This is a genomic window from Caulobacter sp. SSI4214, assembly GCF_012184455.1.
Classification (GTDB): domain Bacteria; phylum Pseudomonadota; class Alphaproteobacteria; order Caulobacterales; family Caulobacteraceae; genus Caulobacter; species Caulobacter vibrioides_E.
In genome coordinates, this window is the sequence record NZ_SZWJ01000034.1 from 24,371 (window position 1) to 44,560 (window position 20,190).

15 protein-coding genes are annotated in these 20,190 nt (G+C 68.0%); 4 read left to right on the plus strand and 11 right to left on the minus strand.

Translation table 11 applies throughout. The features are described 5' to 3' along the window. Positions 1-622 precede the first annotated feature (622 nt). Positions 623-1,345 carry an antitoxin Xre/MbcA/ParS toxin-binding domain-containing protein gene (locus FCU40_RS11940; protein ID WP_168075151.1) on the plus strand — a complete coding sequence of 241 codons (723 nt, stop codon included), beginning with the start codon at positions 623-625 and terminating at the stop codon, positions 1,343-1,345. After that, the gene (locus FCU40_RS11945) at positions 1,342-1,926 is read left to right on the plus strand and encodes an RES family NAD+ phosphorylase (protein WP_206677335.1); all 585 of its coding nucleotides are present in this window, start codon (positions 1,342-1,344) and stop codon (positions 1,924-1,926) included. Before FCU40_RS11940 ends, FCU40_RS11945 begins: the two co-directional genes overlap by 4 nt. 144 nt (positions 1,927-2,070) lie before the next feature. Here the strand turns inward: FCU40_RS11945 and FCU40_RS11950 are convergent, their stop codons facing one another. The 9 genes from FCU40_RS11950 to FCU40_RS11990 all read right to left on the minus strand — a co-directional run bounded on the left by FCU40_RS11950 (position 2,071) and on the right by FCU40_RS11990 (position 14,712). Next, positions 2,071-2,289, minus strand: a complete 219-nt coding sequence (locus tag FCU40_RS11950; RefSeq protein WP_168075153.1) for a hypothetical protein — start codon at positions 2,287-2,289, stop codon at positions 2,071-2,073. A gap of 323 nt (positions 2,290-2,612) precedes the next feature. Next, on the minus strand, positions 2,613-3,875 hold the full coding sequence (locus FCU40_RS11955) for a Y-family DNA polymerase (RefSeq protein WP_168075155.1): 1,263 nt from the start codon (positions 3,873-3,875) through the stop codon (positions 2,613-2,615). Continuing rightward, a complete protein-coding gene (gene umuD / locus FCU40_RS11960; RefSeq protein WP_168075157.1) occupies positions 3,872-4,291 on the minus strand; it encodes a translesion error-prone DNA polymerase V autoproteolytic subunit in 420 nt (139 codons plus the stop codon). The genes FCU40_RS11955 and umuD overlap by 4 nt, the downstream gene beginning before the upstream one ends. Positions 4,292-4,442: 151 nt before the next feature. Further along, entirely contained in the window at positions 4,443-5,375 is a 933-nt protein-coding gene (locus FCU40_RS11965; protein ID WP_168075159.1) for a DUF2493 domain-containing protein, read from the minus strand. A gap of 230 nt (positions 5,376-5,605) precedes the next feature. Continuing rightward, positions 5,606-6,217 carry a hypothetical protein gene (locus FCU40_RS11970; protein ID WP_168075161.1) on the minus strand — a complete coding sequence of 204 codons (612 nt, stop codon included), beginning with the start codon at positions 6,215-6,217 and terminating at the stop codon, positions 5,606-5,608. A 38-nt stretch (positions 6,218-6,255) separates the two neighbouring features. Then, on the minus strand, positions 6,256-7,155 hold the full coding sequence (locus FCU40_RS11975) for a zincin-like metallopeptidase domain-containing protein (protein ID WP_168075163.1): 900 nt from the start codon (positions 7,153-7,155) through the stop codon (positions 6,256-6,258). A gap of 143 nt (positions 7,156-7,298) precedes the next feature. Beyond that, positions 7,299-11,558: a strawberry notch-like NTP hydrolase domain-containing protein gene (locus FCU40_RS11980; RefSeq protein WP_168075165.1), complete on the minus strand. Its 4,260-nt coding sequence runs from the start codon at positions 11,556-11,558 to the stop codon at positions 7,299-7,301. A gap of 133 nt (positions 11,559-11,691) precedes the next feature. Continuing rightward, entirely contained in the window at positions 11,692-13,722 is a 2,031-nt protein-coding gene (locus FCU40_RS11985) for a chromosome partitioning protein ParB (protein WP_168075167.1), read from the minus strand. A gap of 84 nt (positions 13,723-13,806) precedes the next feature. Continuing rightward, positions 13,807-14,712 (minus strand): toprim domain-containing protein, encoded by a 906-nt coding sequence (locus FCU40_RS11990; RefSeq protein WP_168075169.1) that lies wholly within the window; start codon positions 14,710-14,712, stop codon positions 13,807-13,809. A 346-nt stretch (positions 14,713-15,058) separates the two neighbouring features. Here FCU40_RS11990 and FCU40_RS11995 point away from each other — a divergent pair, with 346 nt between their 5' ends. Further along, positions 15,059-15,433 carry a hypothetical protein gene (locus FCU40_RS11995; protein WP_241693599.1) on the plus strand — a complete coding sequence of 125 codons (375 nt, stop codon included), beginning with the start codon at positions 15,059-15,061 and terminating at the stop codon, positions 15,431-15,433. Positions 15,434-16,006: 573 nt separating this feature from the next. Here the strand turns inward: FCU40_RS11995 and FCU40_RS12000 are convergent. Beyond that, complete coding sequence (locus FCU40_RS12000) at positions 16,007-17,821, minus strand: methyl-accepting chemotaxis protein (RefSeq protein WP_168075171.1); 1,815 nt, start codon at positions 17,819-17,821, stop codon at positions 16,007-16,009. 113 nt (positions 17,822-17,934) lie between these two features. Then, complete coding sequence (locus FCU40_RS12005) at positions 17,935-18,489, minus strand: recombinase family protein (protein WP_168075173.1); 555 nt, start codon at positions 18,487-18,489, stop codon at positions 17,935-17,937. A 116-nt stretch (positions 18,490-18,605) separates the two neighbouring features. On the opposite strand from FCU40_RS12005, the gene FCU40_RS12010 reads away from it, so the two are divergent. After that, the coding region (locus FCU40_RS12010; RefSeq protein ID WP_168075175.1) for a DUF4158 domain-containing protein at positions 18,606-20,190 on the plus strand (1,585 nt) is incomplete at its 3' end.

The window sequence follows — 20,190 nt, forward strand, 5'->3', positions numbered from 1 at the left end:
GACCTGCTGGGCCGGGCGAAAGGGCCGGGCCAAAGCCCGCGGGGTGTGGAAACCGGCCTGCACAGAGCGCAGCGGCGGAAGGCCGGAGGGTCCTGAGGCCCCGCGCCTCGCGCGCGAGGTCGGCTTTGACCCGGAACCGCCCGGCCTAGGTTCGTGGAATTGATCGCGGGGGACCGCAGCCCGCTGGGCGTTTGCTCGGGGTATTGGTGACCGGCCTCAATGGTGGACTGGCTTCATGCGCCTGGCCAGATTTCCACAGCGCGGGCTCAATGAGGTCGCCACAAGGCGTCATTCCCGCAGCCAAGGACGGCGCGGACCACTTTCCAAGCAAGGTGGCGAGTCTGCACCACGGCCCGTCGCGGCTAGGAAGCCAGCGAACCTGGGGGCAGAAGGCCGTCTTGGCGCGATCCGCTGTCCGACACCCTCTAAGGTCAGATGCCGCGACTCGCGGTGGGCGGTCCACGAGGGGTAAGGGTGATGGGCCGTCCGCCAGGCGGAGCGACAGGCGCGGCAGTTGGGCTTTGATCGGCCCGCAGGCGATGCGCTACGGGCGCACGGCACAAATTGGACAAATGGGACGTTTGGGATTATCTATAACGTCATGATCGAAGAGGATCGTCCCATGACCGCCGCGAACGCCCGCCGCTCGACGTCTCGAGGCTCTGCAAAGATGGCCAGCCCTGCAGCCGCAGACCTGATTGGCATGTTCGTTCAGCGCAACCCAAAGTCCAACAGGGGCGAGCTGAGCGAAGTCGTCAAGCTGGTCGCCGAGTTCAGCGCCACGGCGACGAAACTCTCGCCGTCCGCCCGCAAGCGGCTGATCGCCCGCAAGGCGCAGTTCAAGAAATTCATCGCCGAAATCGCCGCCGAACCGGAGGCCGCGCCGCAAGTCCTGAAGCTGGTCGCTAAGGGACCGGCCGAAGTCAGCCAAGGCGCGGGCCTGGGTCAGGTGTTGTCGGCCGAAGTGGGTAAGGCCCGGATCGCGAGCTATGCGATGCCGACCAAGGTCGAGGATTGGGCGGGCCCGCTTGCGGGACCGACCGAGCTTGAGCGAGACTTTGGCGTCGCCCGCTCCACCCTGCACAATTGGCAAAAGCAGGGGGCAGTGATCGGCCTGCTGGTAGGCGTACGCAAACACGCCTTCCCGACCGAGCAGTTCGTCGATGGCCGCCCCGTCTCGGGGCTCGGCCCGGTCGTCGAAGCCGTTGGCGAGCCGCGCATGGCATGGCTTTGGCTGCGTGAACCCAATCCCGAGCTCGGCGGCGTCGCCCCTCTGGCGCGCCTGAAGGCCGGGGCGACCGACAAGGTCGTTGAGGTTGCCCGGTCGAACTTCGCCAGCGCGTGACGCTCGACCCCGACATCCTGGCCGACCTCGCCGTCGAGATCCCGCCGAACGCTTATGTGCGCGTCACGCCGATGGCCCATGCGGCCACGCCGCTGGGGGCGGGGTTTGGCGTGACGCGCTTCGCCAGCCCGACCAAGGCCTTCAGGGTGATCTACCTGGCCCAGGACTTGACCACGAGTGTGGCGGAAACCCTTGTCCGCGACCGCTTTCAGGGCAAGGCGACCCGCAAACTCCTCGATGTCGAGGCCGCGACCTGGGGGGCGACCGAGATCACCGCCCGAGCGCCCCTAACGCTGATCGATCTGCGCACGACGGGCTTGGTGCGGCTGGGCGTGTCAACCGAAGCCGCCCGCGGAAAGGCGCAGGGGCAGGGGCGCAAACTCAGCCAGGCGGTCTACGACCAAACCGACGCCGATGGCTTGGTCTACAGCTCCCGCCTGACCGGTCGCACCTGCATCTGTGTCTACGACCGCGCCCTGCCTGGCGTGCTCGCCGCTTCGCCGGTCGTCGAACTCACCCATCTGGCCGGCTTCGTCGACGCGCTTAAGGCCCTCAACGTCACCCTGATCGCCACGCCGTAGAGGCGCTCTGGCGATGAATCGGAACGAATCACCAACCCCAAGGGATGGTGGGTTCAGGACCGCCCACCTCCAGGGCTTGCAGTCTGTTCGGCGCCTGTTCTGCGGTGTCCGAGGCGCGGCGCCTCGAGGGCGCCGCGCCCTTGGTCAGTGGCGGGTCCTGTGGTTGTCGTGCAGCAAGGTATGGAAGTGGGCGATGGCCGCGGCCTCAAGCTCGAACGGCGTGGCGCTGCGCTCTTCCTGACGGTCCAGCTCCTCGGCGATCGCCAGGACGTCCCAGCATTCGGCCACCACGTACCAGCTGCCGGTGTCATAGAAGTCGTGGGCGTGTTGGAAAACCGCTTGCGCCATCGCCATCGTCGTCATCGTCGTCTCCCGCTTTGCTGCCGGATCGGCGGGCTCGTTCCCGCGATCTCGCGACCGGGAAGGGCGGGGAGTAGGGCAGGGGACAGGGTCGGGGCCGATGGAAACCGGCCTGCAGCGCAGCGAAGGCCGTGAGGGTCCGTCGGCCCCGCCTCGCCCTCGGCGAGGTCGCCTTGGCCCCTAACCGGCCCGCCCTAGGGTCGTGAGTTGGATCGCGGACGAGCGCGCTTCGGCGGCGCCCATCTGGGAGACGACCTTCGATGTTGCGGTGACGTCAGGAGATCACACCCCCTCGGGGCCGCTTAGCCTCCAGCGTCGGTGCGCCTTCAGGCCCGGGCGACAGGCACTTCGTCGAGGCGCGTCGTATAGCGCGGCGTCCGCCACTCGGCCTTTTGCGTCCAGCGCGTTCGCCCTGTCGTCGCCCCGATGACCACGCTGCCGCGTCCAAAGCGCCGGTTCGAGGCGTCCAGCGCCGCCATCAGCCGTTCGGAACGGATCGGGTCTTTCGCCCCCAGCAGGCTGGCCTGCACCTGTCCGGCGGGGGCCAGCCCCTCACAGATCACCCCGGCCTTGCTATAGCGATACCCGTCCCGCCAGGCTTGGCGCGCCGCCTGCCGCGCGCCCGCGACCAGCTGGGTGCTGTCGGCGGTCGCCTCGAGGAAGGTGACCGCGCCGCTGGCGCTGTGATGCGGACCCGCGCCGAACGGGTTGGTGTGCATGAACACCGACAGCCGTGGGGCGACGACGCCATTGCGACGGAGCTTCTCCCCCACTCGGCTGGCGAAGCTGGCGACCGCCTGCAGAAGGTCGTCCAGATTCGTGAGCGGCTGGCCAAAGCTTCGGGTCACCGCGCACCCCTTGCGGCCCGCCGGAACCTCATCCCACGACAGGCAGGTCTGGGCGCGCAGCTCCAGAACCAGGCGCTCGCCGACCACGCTGAGGATGGCGCGGGCCAGACGCGGATCGAGGTCCCGCAATTGGCCGGCCGTGGTCACGCCCATGGCCGTCAACCGCGCCGCATAGGCCGGGCCGACGCCCCAGACGTCGCCGACCGGCAGCGCGTCCAAGGCTGCTGCGCGCACCTGCGGATCGCCAAGATCACAGACGCCCTCCAGCGCCGGCGTCCGTTTGGCCAAGTGGTTAGCCACCTTGGCCAGGGTCTTGGTGGGACCTAGCCCGACGCAGGTCGGGATCCCGGTCCACTGGCGGACGGTCGCGCGCAAGGCGCGGGCATGGCCGACCGGATCAGCCAGCCCGGAGAAATCGAGAAAGCTCTCATCGATGCTGTAGATGACGACGTTGGGTGCGAACCGCTCATAGACGGCGTTCACCCGCCGGCTCATGTCGCCATAGAGAACATAGTTCGACGACAGGGCGACGACCCGCTCGCGGGCGCAGAGCTCGCGGACCTTGAAATAGGGATCGCCCATCTTCAGCCCGATGGCCTTGGCCTCGGGGCTGCGGGCGATGATGTTGCCGTCGTTGGACGACAGCACCACGGTCGGGCGCCCCTCCAGGCGCGGATCGAATACCCGCTCACACGAGACGTAGAAGCAATTGCCATCGCTCAGCGCGATCACCGGCCTCATCGGGTCGGCCGATGCGCGCGCAGCGACCAGGCAACCACGCCCCAGACACTGATTTCGCTGTGCGGATCGGGCGCGAAGGGCGGGGATCGTGGATTGTCGTGGCTGAGCGTCGGTCGGCCGGCGACATAGGCCAGCCGTTTGACCGTCGGCTCCCCGTCGATGACGGCGACCACCACGTCGCCGGAGACCGGGGCCAACGAGCGGTCGCAGACCAGGTAGTCGCCGTCCAGGATGGTTGGCGTCATGCAGTCTCCAGACGTCCGCCACAGGAAGGTGGCGGCGGGGTTGGTGACCACCAGGCGGCTGACGTCGATGGCGTCCTCGATCCAGTCGTCGGCCGGGCTCGGAAACCCGCAGCAAATGCGGAAGCCCACGAGGGGGAGGGGAAGGGGAAGACCGATGACGACGGGACGCATGAGACCTCGAAAGCCTGCCGACACGGGGGCAGGCGGCGAGGTCGAGAACATAAGTAGAACATTTGCGCGCCCGCAAGGGGGCATCGCGCCTGTCCACAAGCCGCCAACAGACAAATGGGCGTGACGGCGCAAGCCGCCACGCCGCGAAATGTCATCCGCGAACCTTGACCGGCAGGTGACGGATACCCTTTTCCGCCGCCTTCTGACCGAGGTTGAGGGCGGGTCCGAACGGCTGCAGCGAGGCGCCCCGCGCGGGGTTCAACGTATTGGCCAGGGTCAGTACGCAGACCGGCTCCAGCGCGATCAGCTCGTCATTGGCCCGGAACGGCGCCGCCCGACCGCATCGGTCGAAATCGGCCTTGGCCAGCACCAGGGTGACGGCCTTCTGCTTGGCCCACTTGATGGCGATCTTTTCGCCACCCTTGGCGCCCGTGGTCGCCAGAGCCATGTCGGGCCACTGCGCCTGCGCCCAGTTCAAGGCGTCGAAAATCCGGTGAGCGTCGTCCTCGGTGTCGGCCTGCGGCGCGGCGCGGAAGGCGACGATGACCGCGCCCGGGTCTGTTGCGGCGTGTTTGCGGGCCTTGGCGGTGCGAAGCGCGTCCCGCGCATCGATCTGGGCGGCGGTCAGACGCGAGGCTTTCACATGACCCTTCCAGGGGGACCAGACTTCGCCGGTCGCCGTGGTGTAGCTGGCGGCGGCCGCGTCCCGCACGAACTCCAGGGCCAGGCAGGCGACATCGGCGGCGCGGGCCTTGCGGGTGGCGTCCTGCATCTCGGTGTCGGCGATCTCCGAGCCGTCGAAGTCTCGGCTCAGGCGGTTGAGGTCATCCCGGGCCCGGTCGGCGTCACGTTCGATGCGCTGGGCGGCGGAATGGAAGGCCCCGATGAGGGTTTCGCAGATGATGGTCTGGAAGTCCTCCAGAGCGGTGTCGCCCAAGACGTCGAGGGTCTCGGTCAACACGGCATGGCCGAGCTGGATCAAGGCGTCTTCGTGAGGGTGGGGCCGGGGATCGTCGAGGGAGAGGGCCTGGGCTTCGAAGTGGGTCAGATGGCCGGTGAGGGGTGAGAAAGCAGGGGAGGGCATGATGGGGTCCTTGTCGGAGTTGGGTTTTGAGCCCGTCGGCTCGACGACCGCCCCGCGCCGACGGCTGGGGACGCCCACAAGGGCTTTGAGCGGAGCGTCCCTTGTGGGCGGCTCCGGACGGTGGCGAGGTCTCAAGAGCCAGAGGACTCAAGGACGCCAAGGCCGCCGGCAGGACCCCTGGCCGCCTTGGCTTCCCTACGCGCCGCCCACACCCCAGTCCGCCCACAGGCTCAGGCTCGGGTTCGCGGCCCCTGCCTCCCCTCGATGCGGTAGACGCGATCCTTCAGCTTGGGGATGCGATAGAGGCCGCCCAGCTCGCTGCGATAGACGAGGCCGCTGCGCGACCGCCCAGGCCAGGCGACAGCCTCGAAGCGGGAAAACGTCCGCCCGTCTCGAAACAGAATCGGCTCGGCCAGGACCACGACATCGCCGGGTTTGGGCGTCGGCTTGGCGGCGCGCGCCGACCGTTCCGACAGCCGGGCGCGGCACCGCGCTCGCCAGGCCAGGGCGTAGGTGTTGTCGGTCGCCGTGAGCAGATCGAGGATCCGCGCCGGACACTCGGACTCGCACGGCCCCATGGACTCCGACATGTCCTTGTAGCCGAACACCAGGCCCTCCCGGTCGCGCGGGTTGTAGCGCACCAGACAGACCAGGCCCCAGACTTCCCGCTCGCCCGATCCGGCGGTCATCCACTCGACGGCCGCATAGTAGGTGCGCCGCCCGACCAGGCTTGAGGCCAAGACGCGAGAGCCGCCGGTGTCGCGGTCATAGGTGAATTTCGCGTCGAGATAGGCTTTTGGGGTCGCGTACCCCGCCAGCGAGCGCATGTAGAGCCAGCCCATGGCGGCCTCCTTGCAAAGATGTTGGGAGAAGGCCGGCGTCAGGCGGCCAGATCGGCGATCGCATCCTGGGCGCTGAACGCGAGCAGGTAGTCGACGGCGCGCTGGGCGTGACCAGAGGCTTCGAGCAAGGCTGAGGGCCTGTGCCGCAGGATTTTCGCCCAATGGCCAAGATAGGCGGCGTGGCTGTCGAGCAGTTGCGGCGCGAGCCCGATGCGCAAGCCAAGCGCCGCCGCGCCGATCTCGGCGACGAGCTCCTCGAAGGCGTAAGCCTCGTCCCCGAACCGCTTGCCGAAGGCGCGGTCCAGACGATGCGCCGCGCCCGACCAATGCAGCTGCTCGTGCGCCTTGGTCGCCAGGAAGTCGTCGGGCGTGTCGAAGGCTTCCGGGCGCGGGAGCCGGATCAGGTCCAGCGCCGGCACATAGCAGGGCGTGCCGCCGCCGAACTCGACCCGGGCCGGGATCGCATCCAGCACGGCGTTGCGCGCCGCCGCGCGGGCGGCGGGGTCGGGATCGACGACGTCGAGGAAGGTGCGCGGGCAGTCGGTCAGCTGCTCGGCGTTGAAGACGCTGTAGGTCTTCAGATAGCGCAGAACGCGCGGGTCGCCGGCGTCGTCCGCCGCGCCGACCTCCGCCCCCTCGGACGGCTCGCCGACCAGGCGGGTCTTGTAGAGGATCGCCGGCGAGGCCTTCTCGCCCTTGCCGACCGGCGCCTGGATGGCCAGGGCCTGGCGAAAGGTGAACCAGTAGGGCGAGCGATAGCCGCGCAACGCGCCGGCGAAGGCCAGCAGCCAAGCATTGCTGCCGCTGAACGGCTCGCCGTTCGCTCGCAAGGGCAGTCTCGGATCGGCGCTGGCCGTCCAGGCCTGGCGCCACGGCGGAACGCCCGCCTCGATGCGGGCGATGAGATCTTGGATCAGGTCGTCGAGCGGGTTGGACATGGGAGCCTCCGGTCCGGCCCCGGGCCAATCCCGGAGCGCTTGCCCGCTCCGTCCCTTCCTCCAACCCTTTGCCGGCCAGGCCGCCAACGCAAAAGGAGCCGCCGGCCCATCACCGGCGGCTCCCGATCAACGGCTCCGATCCGTCAGGCCGCGGCCGGCAGGATGGTCTGCGCCGGCCAGCGTTCGAGGATGGCGCCCAGCACCTCTGGCCGATCGGTCGGTACGAAGACGCGCGGGGTGTAGGCGATGATCTCGACGAAGCAGCCCAGCGCCACGAAGCTGGACCGCTCCGCCCCCGCGCCGACGATCTCCAGCCGCTGGCGATCCATCACCTTAGCCCGACGCAACCAAAGGCCGCCGCTCAAGGCGACGGAGGCGCCCTCGCTCAACACCAGGCGGGCGGCCGAGGCGCCGTCGCCGACCGCGCTGGCGGTATCGGTCAGGCCTAAGGCGATCTTCAGCGGGGTGACCTGCGCGCGATCGAGCAGGCGGCCCAGCCAACGGCGCCCGTCCGGCGCCTTGAGCCGGCGCACGGACGTGCGCTTGTCGGGCAGGTTGCTCCAGATCGGCAGCAACAGGCCGGTGACCAACACGAGTTCGCGGGTCACCCACGGGTCGGCCGCCGCCAGCTCGGCGTCCCACGCCGCGCGCCAGGCCGCCTCATCCGCCGCTTCCCAAGCCGACTCCTCATAGGCCTTCAGCGGCGCGACGCTGCGCTTTTCCGGCCGGATCAGACGCACCGCCGGCACCAGGCGGTCGTCATCATTGGTCGTCGTGAGCCCCTGGATGACCAAGGCGGCGCGGCCAGACTTGCTGTTGACCGCGAACACCCGTGCGTCCGGGTTGGCGTCCGCCAAAGCCGCCTCGGCGCTCATCAGGGCTCGGGCGGTGCGCACCTGGACGCGAAGCAGCCGGGTCTCGGCCCCCGTCACCGCGTCGGTGCGGATGACCTCCTCGTCCAGCACCACAAGGTCGTCAGCCACGACGTCCTCCATGCCCCGGTCCAAGGCGCCGGACGCCGCCGCCCGCTCCAGGATGCTGGCCAGGATCTCGTCGAAGGCCGCAAACAGGCTGTTCTGATCGGCGATCCGCAAGGCCAGCAGCCGATTGAGGAAGGTGTTCATCGCAGGCATGTCGTCGGTCGATCGCAGCTCGCCGTCCCCGTCGAGCAGCCGCAGGCCGGTCTTGGCCTCGAAGGTCTCCCGGTTCATCGCCTCGACGTTGCCGAAGTGGAGCGCGATGTAGAAGGCCTGCAGCGCACGGTGCGCCCAAGGGCTCTCCAGGTTGTCCTCAGCGCGGAACAGCCCATTGCCGGCCGTCCGCCGCTCGCCGCGGGTCAGGGCGCCCAGGCTGTCGAGGCGCCGGGCGATGGTCGACAGGAAGCGCTTCTCGCCGTGGATGTCCGTGGTCACCGGCCGAAACAGCGGGGCGATGGCCTGGTTGGTGCGATGCGAGCGCCCCAGGCCCTGGATGGCCGCATCGGCCCGCCAACCCGGCTCGACCAGATAGTGGACGCGCCGCTGCTGGTTCGCCACGCCCAGATCAGCGTGATAGCTGCGCCCCGTCCCGCCAGCGTCAGAGAACACCAAGACGCGCTTCTTGCCACTCATGAAGGCGTCGGTCTCGGCCTTGGCGGCCGAGGCGCTGCGCCGCTCGACCACGCGGCGGCCATCACGGCGGATCACCCGGCGGCTGCGCCCGGTGATCTCGGCGACCTGTTCGGTCCCGAGCGCCTCGAGCACCGCATCCAGCACGCCGGGCACGGCCGGCAGGCAGGCCAGGTGGGTGACCAGCTCGTCGCGCAGGCGCAGGGCCGCCTGGCTGACGACGGGCGCGCCGTCGACCATCACCGGGACCATGGTGACATTGCCGTCCTCATCCTCGACCGCGTCCATCGCCATGATCGGGAAGGCGCCCATCAGGTAGTCGAGCACCTGATCCTTGGGCGTCAGATCGACGGCGAGGTTGTTCCATTCCTCCGGCGGGATCTCGGCGAGGCGTCGCTCCATCACCGCCTCATTGGTCGAGACCACCTGGACGATGGCCGAGCGGCCGGCCGCCAGGTCCTGGCGGATCGAGGCCACGAGGGAGGGGGCTTTCAGGCCCGCCAGCAGGTGACCAAAGAAGCGCAGCTTGGAGCCCTCGAAGGCCGACATCACCGCCGACGCCGCCTGGCCGCTCTTGGCCTTGCCCTCCTCGGTGACCCCGACCGCCTCCAGCGCGGCGCGCAGATTGTGGTGGATCAGCTGGTAGGCGTCGGCCCAAGCGTCCCAGATGCCGATGTCCTCGGCGCTGAGCGGATGGCGCAGGGCGTCATACTCCACGCCGTCGAACGACAGGGAGCGGGCGATGTAGAGCCCCATGGCCTTCAGTTCCCGGGCGATCAGCTCCATGACCGCCACGCCGCCGGTCTCGACGGCGTCCATGAAGGCCTCGCGCGTCGGGAACGGCGCATCGGGTCCACCCCACAGGCCCAGGCGCGCGGCGTAGGCCAGGTTCTCCGGGGTCGTCGCGCCGGTCGCCGAGACGTAGAGGATGCGGGCGTTGGGCAGGCGGTTCTGCAAGGCGAGGCCCGCCATGCCCTGTTGCGAGGCCTTCTTCGGTCCCCGCGCGCCCTTGGCGCCGCCGGCGGCGTTGGCCATGGCATGGGCCTCGTCGAAGACGATCACCCCATCGAAATCGGCGCCCAGCCAGGCCACGATCTGATCGAGGCGAGACGGCCGGTCGCCCCGCGCCGGTTGGCGCAAGGTGGCGTAGGTCGTGAACAGGATGCCGCGATCGAGGCGGATGGCGTCCGCCTGCTTCCAGGCCGACTGCGGGGTCAGATCACTGGCCGCGCCGCCGATCGCGCCCCAGTCGCGCCGCGCGTCTTCCAGAAGGGCGTCGTTCTTCGACAGCCAGACAGCCCGGGTTCGCCCCTGGGCGAGGTTGTCGGCGATGACGCCGGCGATCTGACGGCCTTTGCCGCAGCCGGTGCCGTCCCCGAGGAAAAAGCCCCGCCGGAAACTGACCGCGTCGGGCGTGTCGTCGCCGACGAGCAGCACCTGGTGCGGCGCTTCGCCGAGCCGCCAGCGGCCCGGCAACAGGTTGGCGTGGGCTTCGCCGGCGTAGATCACCGTCTCAAGCTGGGCGTCGGAGATCAGACCCGCGTCCACGATCTTGCCGGGCAGGACCGGCCGATAGGTCGGGGCCGGCGGCGCCACGGACGCCATCGGTCCGGATTCCACGAGCGGGGAGGGGTGAGGGCGGCTCTGGGCGAAATCGATCCGACCGAGCCGATAGGCCTGGTAGAGGCCGACATCGTGGCCTTCGCCGGACCAGGGCCGGGTCTCATAGGCGACGGGCGCCGTGGTGGCGAGGAAGGCCAGCCGGTTCGACGGCGTCGCCAGGGCCCGGGCACGCGGCGCGAGGATGGCGACATTGGAGACGGCCCGGAACTGGCGCGGTTGTGCGCTCGGCCGGGCCGCAACAGCGCCCGCCGCCCGGGCCGCGTCCGCCAAGCTCTCCGCCGCGATCACCGGCGAAAGTCCGCTCGCCTGGCCGCGGTCGATGACCAGGAGGCCCGTCTCGACCGAGGTCCCGTGTTTGGCGTAGGCGCGTGGCGGAAAGGCCAGCCGCAGCACAATCGGTCCCCGCGTCGCCAGGCGGCGCATAGCCTGGGCGTCCTCGAAGAGGCGCGTCGGCACGATGGCCGACAGCCGGCCGCCATCGGCCAGGGTGTCCAGCGCCGCGTGGAGATGCTCTTCCAACACCTGGAACGGCGGATTGGCGACAACGGCATGGAAGCTGCCGGACGCCGGCAGGATGTCCTTCAGATGCCGGGCGTCATGGACGCTGCGCGCGGCCAGCGGAAAGAGACCCTCCAGGATCGCGCCCCGCTGATCGGCAATCTCATTGAGGGTCAGGTTGGCCCCACAGGCTTCGGCCAGCACGGCCAGAAGGCCCGTGCCGGCGGAGGGTTCAAGGACCTGGTCGCCGGGCCGGATTTGCGCGGCCAGCACCGCCAGGGCGCCCAGCTGCGGCGGGGTCGAGAACTGGTCGAGCGCCACCTGCTCTTCACTGCGCCGCGTGTGAGTGAGGCCAAGCTCAGCGAGATTGGCGAGCAGGGCGCAGATCTCGGCGGGCGCATCCTCCAGCCGGCTGATCTGCGGCGACAGCCGGCGCAGCTGCAGCACCAGGGCCGCTTCGACCGCGTCATAGGCGTCGCGCCAGATCCAAGCGCCGTCCGCGTCCGAGCCGCCGAAGGTGGTGGTCATGACCCCCGCCACCAGCCGCCGGTCGAGCGTGCGGGATCGATTGAGCTGCGGGGTCAGGGCGCGAGCGGCGGCCAGAATGTTGGCGGCCTTGTGCGACGCGGGGTCGGACGCTCCAGCGGTCGCGAAGAGGGGAAGCATGGCGTTCATGGCGGGGATCCGTTCACCCGCGGCGGAGGGCGCCTCCCTCCAGTCCCGACGGGCTCGCCCGTCCGCCTCCCTTCCTTGACCCTTTGGTCGGCAGAGCAAGAGCCCCCGCCGGTCAGACGAGGGCTCCGCTGGATCAGGCCGCGATGGCGTCGGCGACCGCTTCGGGCTCAGCCTCGTCTTGGGCCTCGCGATCATCCGCCTCGTCGGGCTCGGCCACGTCCTCTTCAGCCGCCACGTCCGTTTCGCCATCGTCGTCGCCAAGCGCCGCCGGACGGTCCCAGGACAGCACCGCCGGGGCCCACTGCCGTTCGGCCGCCGCCTCGGCGACAAAGGTCACCAGGGCGTCCTTCTTCAGGGTCTTGGCGCGATCGTCCTCCACCCCCAGCTCTTCGAGCAGGACCAGGAGCTGGGCCTTGGAGTGGACCGCCAGATAGGCCTCGTCCGGCGTCCAGTGCGCCGAAATGTCCGCGCCGCACAGGGCGGCGATCTCGGCCGCCTCGGCCCGGGCGCCATGGCGCAGCAGGCTGGTGCGGGCCTCGCGCATGTTGAGCGACATCGCGGTCAGCTCCGCCATCAGAGCCATCTTCTCCCCGTGCGGCAGGGTCTCGACCCAGGTGATCGGCCGCAGGCCCGAGGCCCGGTAGGCGTCGCGGCGGGCGTCGAGGCGGCCCCGCACCTCGCCGTCCAGGCCCGCGATCGGCACCATCGCGCCGCGTTGGTAGCGGGTCGCAGCGATCTGCGAAGCCGAGCCGTCCAAAGCGCCGCTGGACTGCAGCGCCAGCTGCTTGAAGAGCTGCGCGACCAGCACGGTCAGGGCGGCGCTGGGGTCGTCGGCCAGGTCACGGATCAGACCGCGGGTGGCCACGTCGGTGCGGGTCTCGTGAAGGACGTGGCTCGCGCCCTCCACCTCCACATCGGCGCGGGGGACCTCGACGTCGTTGGTGACGACGCCGGGCCGGCCGCCAAGCGAAGCTGTGTCCTCATCGGCGTCCTCCTCCTCCGGCAGGTCCTCGACCGGCAGCGGGACCGAATAGAAGGTCGCCGCCAGGCCATGGCCGTCCGACGGGGTGAGCAGCACCGCGCCGATCTTGCTGCGGGTCAGCACCGCCCCGGCCGCGACGCCATAGGCGCTGACCAGGGGCGCCAACTGGGCCGGGGCCTCGTCCGCCGACGGATCGAGATCCTGCAGCACGCTCTCCAGCTGGGTCACCGCGTAGCGCGCGTCAGCGAGCGCGGTCTTCTGCGCCTCGTCCAGGTCACGCTCCCAAACATGGGCGAGGCGGAAGAAGCCGTCCGGGGCGCCGTAGCCCGCCTCACGCGCGACATAGACCGCCAGGCCCTCGGCCTTCAGGTGATCGACGATCGGCTGCACCCGTTCGCGCCAGACGCCCTGCAGGACCTCGGGATCGAGCAGGAAGTCGGGGTATTCGCCGAACAGGTCGGAGGCCACCCGGCCGCCGGCGGCCAGATAGCGGTCCATCCCGACCAGAGTGAAGCGATCGTCCTCGACCGTCGCCCGGTCATGCTCGACGACAGCGCGCAGTTGATAGTCCTGGAAGTAGCCGTCGAGCGCGGTCTGGGCGATCTCGGCCTGCTGCTTCTTGTCGGGCAGGCGGGCGAACAGCCGAACCTGCTTCAGGGTCAGCCGGCCTTGGCGCAACGCTTTGAGGACCGTCGGGTGGACGGCGGCCAGGGCCTCCAGGCGCTTGATCTCCAGCTCGGCGTAGCCGAGCGCGGTCGAGATCGCCTGGGTGTCCATCTTGGCTTTGCGCAGCTTGCCGATAGCGGTGATCACATCGGCGATGTGGACCGGCGCGTGCTCGGTATTGGGCAGCACGATGGCGGCCGCCTGTTGGGCCGGGGTCTCGGCCAGCAGGCAGTCGATCAGGTAGTCGTCACCGATGTCGCCGCGCTCGCGCAGCAGGATCAGGCCAAAGCGCCGGCGACGGCCGTCGAGCGCCATGAACGAGGCCTCGCCCTTGCGCCCAGGCCGCACGATCGGCGGGATCACTACCCCGGCGGCCAGCAGGGTGTCGGCCAGCTGCGGCACACCATCGTCGGCCGGTTCGTGGAAGCGCAGGTTCTCCTTGGCCAGGCCAAGGTCGCCGAGGCGCACCTGGATGCGGCTCATGGCGGCCGGGGAGGCGGGGACTTGATCGGTCATCGGGGTCTAGCTCCTCGCGCCTGGGCGAGGGACATCCTGCCCCTGGGCGCACCCGCCCGATTCCTTCCTCCCTCCTTTGGCGGCTCAGCTCAGGACCGGATCCAGCAGGCCCGCGGCCTCCGCCTCGTTCCAATCCCCAAAGCCCTCCGGCGGCAGGGCGACCCGCGCCTTCAACCCGGCGGCGACCAGGCCCGCGCGCAGCTGCTCGGCCGAGGCCTCGCCGTCAGCCCCGTGATCGCCGGCGATCAGCACCTCGCGCACACCCTCCGGCGGTCGCCAGTGGCGCAGGTTGCGTGTCGACATCAGCGCCCAGGCCGGCAGGGCGAAGCGCGCGCTGGCCGACAGGGTGGTGAACAGGCCCTCCGCCACCAGCATCTGCGGCGCGGCCGCATCGATGCGCACCGCGCAGCGGGCCGGCGAAGGACCGACCGTCTTGCGGCTGAGCCGCAGGTCAATCGCTCGGCGGGCGTTGGGGGCCAGGTAGGTGACCTCTACGGCGGTGAAGGCGCCTTCCTCATCGGTGATGGCCGCCAATAAGGCCGGACGATGATGGCGCGACGCGGCATAGGCCGATACCGGCGTCTCCGTGCCATGGCGCAGCACGTCGGGGCCGGGGAGGGGGCGGCTGACCCCGCGCAGCGCGCAGTGCCGTGCCGACAAGGTGCCGGCGAGCGGCCGCCCAGCCTCCCAGATCCGTAACGCCGCCAGGCGGCGCTCCAGCCCGGTCGCGGGCCCGGACGCTTGGGCGCGACGCGCCTGCGAGAGGCTGGTTGGGGCATTGTGCGCATCGACCAGGCCCTCGCCGCGCAGATAGTCCAGCACATCCTTCCAGTCGCCGTCACCGAAGGTGTGGACGATCACCCGGCCTTCCCGCAGCAGCAGCGAGACCGAACGGTCAGCGGCGCTGTGGCCGGGCGCCGGGATATTCGCCCGAAGGCCGCGATCGTAGAGATCGCCGCCCAGGGCCTGGACGATGGGTTTCAAGGACATGGGTCGATCCTCCTTTGCCCCACAAGGGTCGCCCCAAGGCCGCCTCCCTCCGCCTTCGGCCGCCGAAGGCCGGCCCAAACCCTTGGGGGGCGTTGCGGGGGACCGCCCCCGCTGGAGGGGGTAGGCGCTCAAGGCCTGCCTTTGCGACTCAGGGGGAGGGCGCTCCCCCGCCTCGCGCCTCAAGGCTCACGCCATGGCCACTCAGGGTATAGGACCCAGCAATGCGGCTCAAAAATACGACGCCTGCCCGGCAAAACCGGGCGAACTGTCACGCTTCATCGCCAACCGCCCCGCGACAGGACGGTGCTTTTCTGCCAAGTTAAGCACGATTGTAGGGGAGCAGGCCTTGCCGCAGCAGATGATGGCTGAACGGGAAACAGAAACGGAACCGCGCGAGGAGGCCTGGGTCATCGCGACCAATCCCGACTTCCCGATCCGCGCCCGCAACGTCAATTGGTTCCTGGAACGCGGCGGCTCGATCAAGGAAGTCCGGCTCACCGAGTCGGAAGCTGGCGAGTGGAGCGTCTGGCTGCGCCTGGCCGGCCGTTCGGGCGAACACCGCCTGGCCATGTTCAAGTCCGACGAACCGCGCGTCTACCGCGACGTCGCCCGCGCCATCGCCATGTGCCGTGACGACTTCGGCTACTTCGGCCCCATCACCCTGTCGACCGATCGGCAACCCGGCGGCCACAACGACCCGCACCCCACACCCACCGCCTAAGTCTCGGCGCAGCGGCATTTGCACGACGGAGGCCGCCGCTGATGGGCGTGATGGATTGGATCAAGGGGGGAGGCCGGAAGGCCGAGGTCCCCAAAGCGAACCCGGGTAAGGCGCTCTACGAGACGACCGGCAGCTTGGTCTTCATCAACGGCCGAGACTTTGTCGGCAGTTACAGCCGCTCGCCCAATGGACGCTTCCTGCTGGCCTGGCGGGATGCAAACGACGCTGGGACACGCGGCGGGGCGCGATCCAGCGGCCACGGCCGCTACATCCTGATCGAGGACGACGCGATCATCGCCGAGGGCCGCGCCGAACGTCCGAACGACGGCAAAGTCGCCGACAACGGCGTCTTCATCCTCAACGATTGGCTGTTCTTCAGCGAACGCCTCGAGGGGGTATTCCTGGCTTTCCACAAGAACGGCGCCCCGATCCTGTCGCGCCGGTTTAAGGCGAACCTCTTGGGCTCACCTCAAGGTTTGTTCGCTAGCGTGCGCCAAGAAGAACAAAAGCGGTATGAGGCCGCTGCTGCCTCATCGCAACCGATATTGTGTATTGAGTTGTGGGGTACTGAGACTACGCCGCGTTACGTTGCGCCCCGTTGCTGCGCCCCGCGAACACTTCAACCAATCGCCCTAGCTGAACCGCCTCGCGGCTTAGGCTGTGGCTCGCTGCCGTCGTCTGTTCGACCATGGCGGCGTTCTGCTGTGTGACCTGGTCCATTTCGTTTACCGCCGTGTTCACCTCGGCGAGGCCGGACGCTTGTTCTCTGGCGGCCTGCGCGATGTCCCGAACCAACCCTTCAATTCGGCTGAACTCGGAAACAACGCTGGTCAGTGCTTCGCCGACCTTGACCACAAGGTCCACACCGCTCTGGACGCTTGAAGACGCTTCAGAAATCAGCCCCTTGATCTCCTTGGCGGCATCGGCGGACCGCTGGGCGAGTGCTCTCACCTCTTGAGCGACAACCGCGAAACCCCGGCCCGCTTCGCCAGCTCGTGCGGCTTCAACGCCTGCGTTCAACGCCAGAAGATTGGTCTGGAACGCGATCTCGTCGATCACCCCGATGATTTGGCCGATCTGACGCGAAGAGGCGTCGATGCGCTCCATGGCGCTGATCGCCTGGCCCGCCACTGCGCTGGATCCGGCGACGCTGTTGCGACTTTCGGACATGGCCTGCTGCGCCATCAGGGCGCTTTCCGAGGTCTGCCGGATAGTGGCGGTCACTTCGTCCAAAGCCGCAGCCGTTTGTTCGAGACTGGCAGCCTGATGCTCGGTGCGTCGTGACAAATCATCAGCGGCGGCAGAGATCTCACGCGCACCGCTGTCGACGGCAGCCGCGCTCGCAACAACCTGCGCAATGATGTTCTGGAGCGATTGCAATGAGCTATTGAAGTTCACACGCAGCTGCTCAAATTCCTCCGGGAACGCGTTGGCGATCCGGTGCTGCAGATCGCCGGCGGCCAGGGCCCGCAGCCCCTGATCCAGCGACCGGACGACTTCGTCGCGCCGTTGCGCTTCTGCGGCAATCCGCTCTTGCTGCTCGGATCTTTCCTGCCAGACACGGGCTTCCATGGCTTCGTGCTGCTCGCGCGCCGTTCGACGCTCCAGCACCGCCTGGCGGAAAACGCCGACGGATCGGGCCATATCGCCGACCTCGTCGGGCCTTGAGCGATGCGGAACCTCTTGGGAATAGTCCCCCGCGGCCAGACGGCCCATGTAACCGGCCATATCTAGGACAGGCCGAACGACCTTGGCGCGTAGCGAAGCAACCCCGCCGATCACGACAGAGAGCATCAGCAGTGAAGTCACCGACAACAGGGCGATGATTTCGATTGTCAGCTTATTTGCCCGCTGGATCTTCTCGTCGGCGACGCGCTGAGCCTGGATCGCCATTTCGTCAATGACAAGCCGGTGGGCTTGATAGTGCATGCTGAGGTCTGAGATCGCGGCATCCATCTGCGTTGTATCGCCAGCCCTTAGCGCAGGAATGAACTGACTATCAATCACCTGCCAGAATTTCTGAACTTCGGCGTCCGATTTATTCAATGATTGCAGCAAATCGTCAGATAGCGGGTTTGCGCGCCAATACTCGCGGCGGGAATCATAATCTTGTTTCAGACTTTTTAGCTTTTTCTCGATCTCAGCCGCCCTATCCAGCTCATCTGGTCCCCGATGGGCCGTCAACAGCGCCTCTACGAGGTAGAGCGGGGGCGGAAGGATGTCGGCAATGAACGTCTGGGCCTTTGTCTGCTGCTCGGACACCGGTCCGCCAACGCGAAGCTCCATGAGCGAGAATGCCGCCGCACCTGTAGCGAGAATAAAGCCCGCAATGAGCAGCGCCGCGAAGAGGTTCAAAACCCCACTGATCCGGATTGCCATCGTTTGCATGACCTCAGACGCCCAGCCCGAAGGTTGCGCCTGAATGGTTAATGAACGGTAGAAAGCAGATGCGACAATGTGGCCCTAACGTTAGGCCTGAATATAGGCTGCCATCGCTCTCCCTAGCGATCAGAAGGAGGTATCCGCCCAATTGTCGCTTTGCTGACACCCAAAACCTTGGCTAGGTGGCGAACGCTCTCACCACTAGCGCGCTGTTGAGCGACGAAGGTGCGCTGGGCGACGGTCAGGCAGTGGCGGCGTCCAAGCTTAACACCGCGGGCTTTGGCCCGTTCACGGCCCTCGCCGGTGCGGGATCGGATCAGGTCGCGTTCGAACTCGGCCAGGCCGCCCAAAACGGTGAGCATCAATCGCCCGTGCGGCGTGGTGGTGTCCGCCCAGGTGTCGCGGACCGATCGAAACTGCGCGCCCTTCTCGGTGAGTGTGGCTAGGACGTTGAGCAGATCCCGTGTCGAGCGCGCTAGGCGGTCGAGCCGGGTGACCACAAGCACGTCGCCGGCGGCCAGCGAAGCAATGGCCTTCTTCAGTTGGGTCCGATCAGTCTTGGCTCCGGACGCGGTCTCGCTGAATACCTTCTCGCAGCCGGCCGCCGTCAGTTCGGCGACCTGCGCTGCGGCGCTCTGACCGTCGGTCGAAACCCGTGCATATCCGCAAATCATGGGCCTAATTCTGAGACTATAATCTGAGACAAGCAAGCCGCTGATATCGTTGGGACTGGCCAGCGTCTCATTTTTCAAGAATTCTGAGCCACCGCAGAAGGCGGAGAGGCTGTCCGATGGCGCGGCGAAGCTTGCTCACGGGAGAGGAACGTCAACGGCTGTTCGAGCCGCCGACTAGCGATCGCGAGATCGCCACCCTTTACACCCTGTCCCCCGATGACCTCGATTGGATCGAAGAACGACGCAATCCCGCTAACAAGCTTGGGGCCGCCTTGCAGTTGGCGCTTCTACGACATCCCGGGTTCGGATGGGGCCCTGATGCGGTCCTCGCGCCTACGCTAGTGGATTTCATCGCCGAGCAGATCCACGTGCCGCCAGGGGCGTTGGCCCGTTACGGCGCTCGAGGACAGACGAGAAGCGCCCACCTTGCGGCGCTCCGTGCTAGGCTTGGCCTCCGTGCCTTTGTCCGCTCTGATTTGCAAACGACGATCGCCATCGCGGCTGAGGCGGCGCGATCGACCGACAAGGGCGGACCAATCGTCGAAGCGGTCATGGCGCAGCTTCATCGCCTGGGCATCGCGTTTCCGTCTCCGGACACCATCGAGCGCATAGGACTGGCCGGGCGCGCCCAAGCCAGGCGACAGTCAGCCACTGACCTTCTGGCGAGTCTATCGCGGGAGCAGCTTGCGGCGCTGGACCAGCTGCTCGTCAATGACGAGAGCCTTGGTAAGTCACCGCTGGCCTGGCTGCGTGATCTGCCGGAGGCTCCAAGCGCTCTCAATATGAGCGCGCTGATGGAGCGGTTGGACTACGTTCGCGCCATTGACTTACCCCCAAAGATCGCCGACGCGATCCACGAACGGCGCTTTGATCAATATGTCCGCGAAGGGGCGATCGCCCCGGCGTTCCTGCTAGGTGGCTATAGCGTAGGACGGCGGCGCGCGACTGTGGCCGCCCAACTCCTCGATCTTGAGCGCCGGATCAGCGACGCGGCTGTCGACATGTTCGATAAGATGGTCGGTTCGCTCTTCGCCAAGGCTCGACGCGGTCGCGAGCGGCAGTATCAAGCCAGTCAGCGCGAGGTCGCCCAGCTGATGGGTCTGTTCAGTGGCGTCATCGCCTCGGTCGAGCGCGCCAGGGCCGATGGCCGGGACGTTCTTGACCAGATTGACGCTGACGTCGGCTGGTGGAAGGTGGTCGCCGCGCGGCCGAAAATCGAGGCGCTGGCCTCCCTTTCAGCTCAAGATCCATTGGTCAGCGCCGGGGAGCGATACGGCGCCCTTCGTCGCTTCGCTCCAACCTTCCTTGCTCACATGCGGTTCCGGGCCGGGACCGGTGGCGCGCCGATGCTCAAGGCGATAGCGCTGCTGAAGGAACTCAATGCCGGCGAGCGTAGACGCCTGCCAGACGATGTGCCGATGCCGTTCGCCTCAAAGGCTTGGAAGAACCTCGTTAAGCCGCCCCGGGCGCCGATCAACCGGCGTCTCTATGAAACCGCCGTCATCGCCACCCTGCGTGATCGTCTTCGCGCCGGCGACGTTTGGATCGATGGTTCGAGAGCCTACCGTAGGTTCGACGACTATTTGATCCCGCAGGACCATGTCGCCGCAGAAGCACAGTCCCTGCCAGTGACGGTTGAGATGGGCGCCTATTTGAATGAGCGGGCCAGTCTGCTCGATCAGCGTCTTGCCGCCTTTCCCC

Excerpts from the sequence above, each read along its gene's own strand:
- FCU40_RS11940 (WP_168075151.1), top strand. The coding sequence starts at position 623 with ATGACCGCCGCGAACGCCCGCCGCTCGACGTCTCGAGGCTCTGCAAAG.
- FCU40_RS11950 (WP_168075153.1), bottom strand. The coding sequence starts at position 2,289 with ATGACGACGATGGCGATGGCGCAAGCGGTTTTCCAACACGCCCACGAC.
- FCU40_RS11955 (WP_168075155.1), bottom strand. The coding sequence starts at position 3,875 with ATGAGGCCGGTGATCGCGCTGAGCGATGGCAATTGCTTCTACGTCTCG.
- umuD (WP_168075157.1), bottom strand. The coding sequence starts at position 4,291 with ATGCGTCCCGTCGTCATCGGTCTTCCCCTTCCCCTCCCCCTCGTGGGC.
- FCU40_RS11965 (WP_168075159.1), bottom strand. The coding sequence starts at position 5,375 with ATGCCCTCCCCTGCTTTCTCACCCCTCACCGGCCATCTGACCCACTTC.
- FCU40_RS11970 (WP_168075161.1), bottom strand. The coding sequence starts at position 6,217 with ATGGGCTGGCTCTACATGCGCTCGCTGGCGGGGTACGCGACCCCAAAA.
- FCU40_RS11975 (WP_168075163.1), bottom strand. The coding sequence starts at position 7,155 with ATGTCCAACCCGCTCGACGACCTGATCCAAGATCTCATCGCCCGCATC.
- FCU40_RS11980 (WP_168075165.1), bottom strand. The coding sequence starts at position 11,558 with ATGAACGCCATGCTTCCCCTCTTCGCGACCGCTGGAGCGTCCGACCCC.
- FCU40_RS11985 (WP_168075167.1), bottom strand. The coding sequence starts at position 13,722 with ATGACCGATCAAGTCCCCGCCTCCCCGGCCGCCATGAGCCGCATCCAG.
- FCU40_RS11990 (WP_168075169.1), bottom strand. The coding sequence starts at position 14,712 with ATGTCCTTGAAACCCATCGTCCAGGCCCTGGGCGGCGATCTCTACGAT.
- FCU40_RS12000 (WP_168075171.1), bottom strand. The coding sequence starts at position 17,821 with ATGCAAACGATGGCAATCCGGATCAGTGGGGTTTTGAACCTCTTCGCG.
- FCU40_RS12005 (WP_168075173.1), bottom strand. The coding sequence starts at position 18,489 with ATGATTTGCGGATATGCACGGGTTTCGACCGACGGTCAGAGCGCCGCA.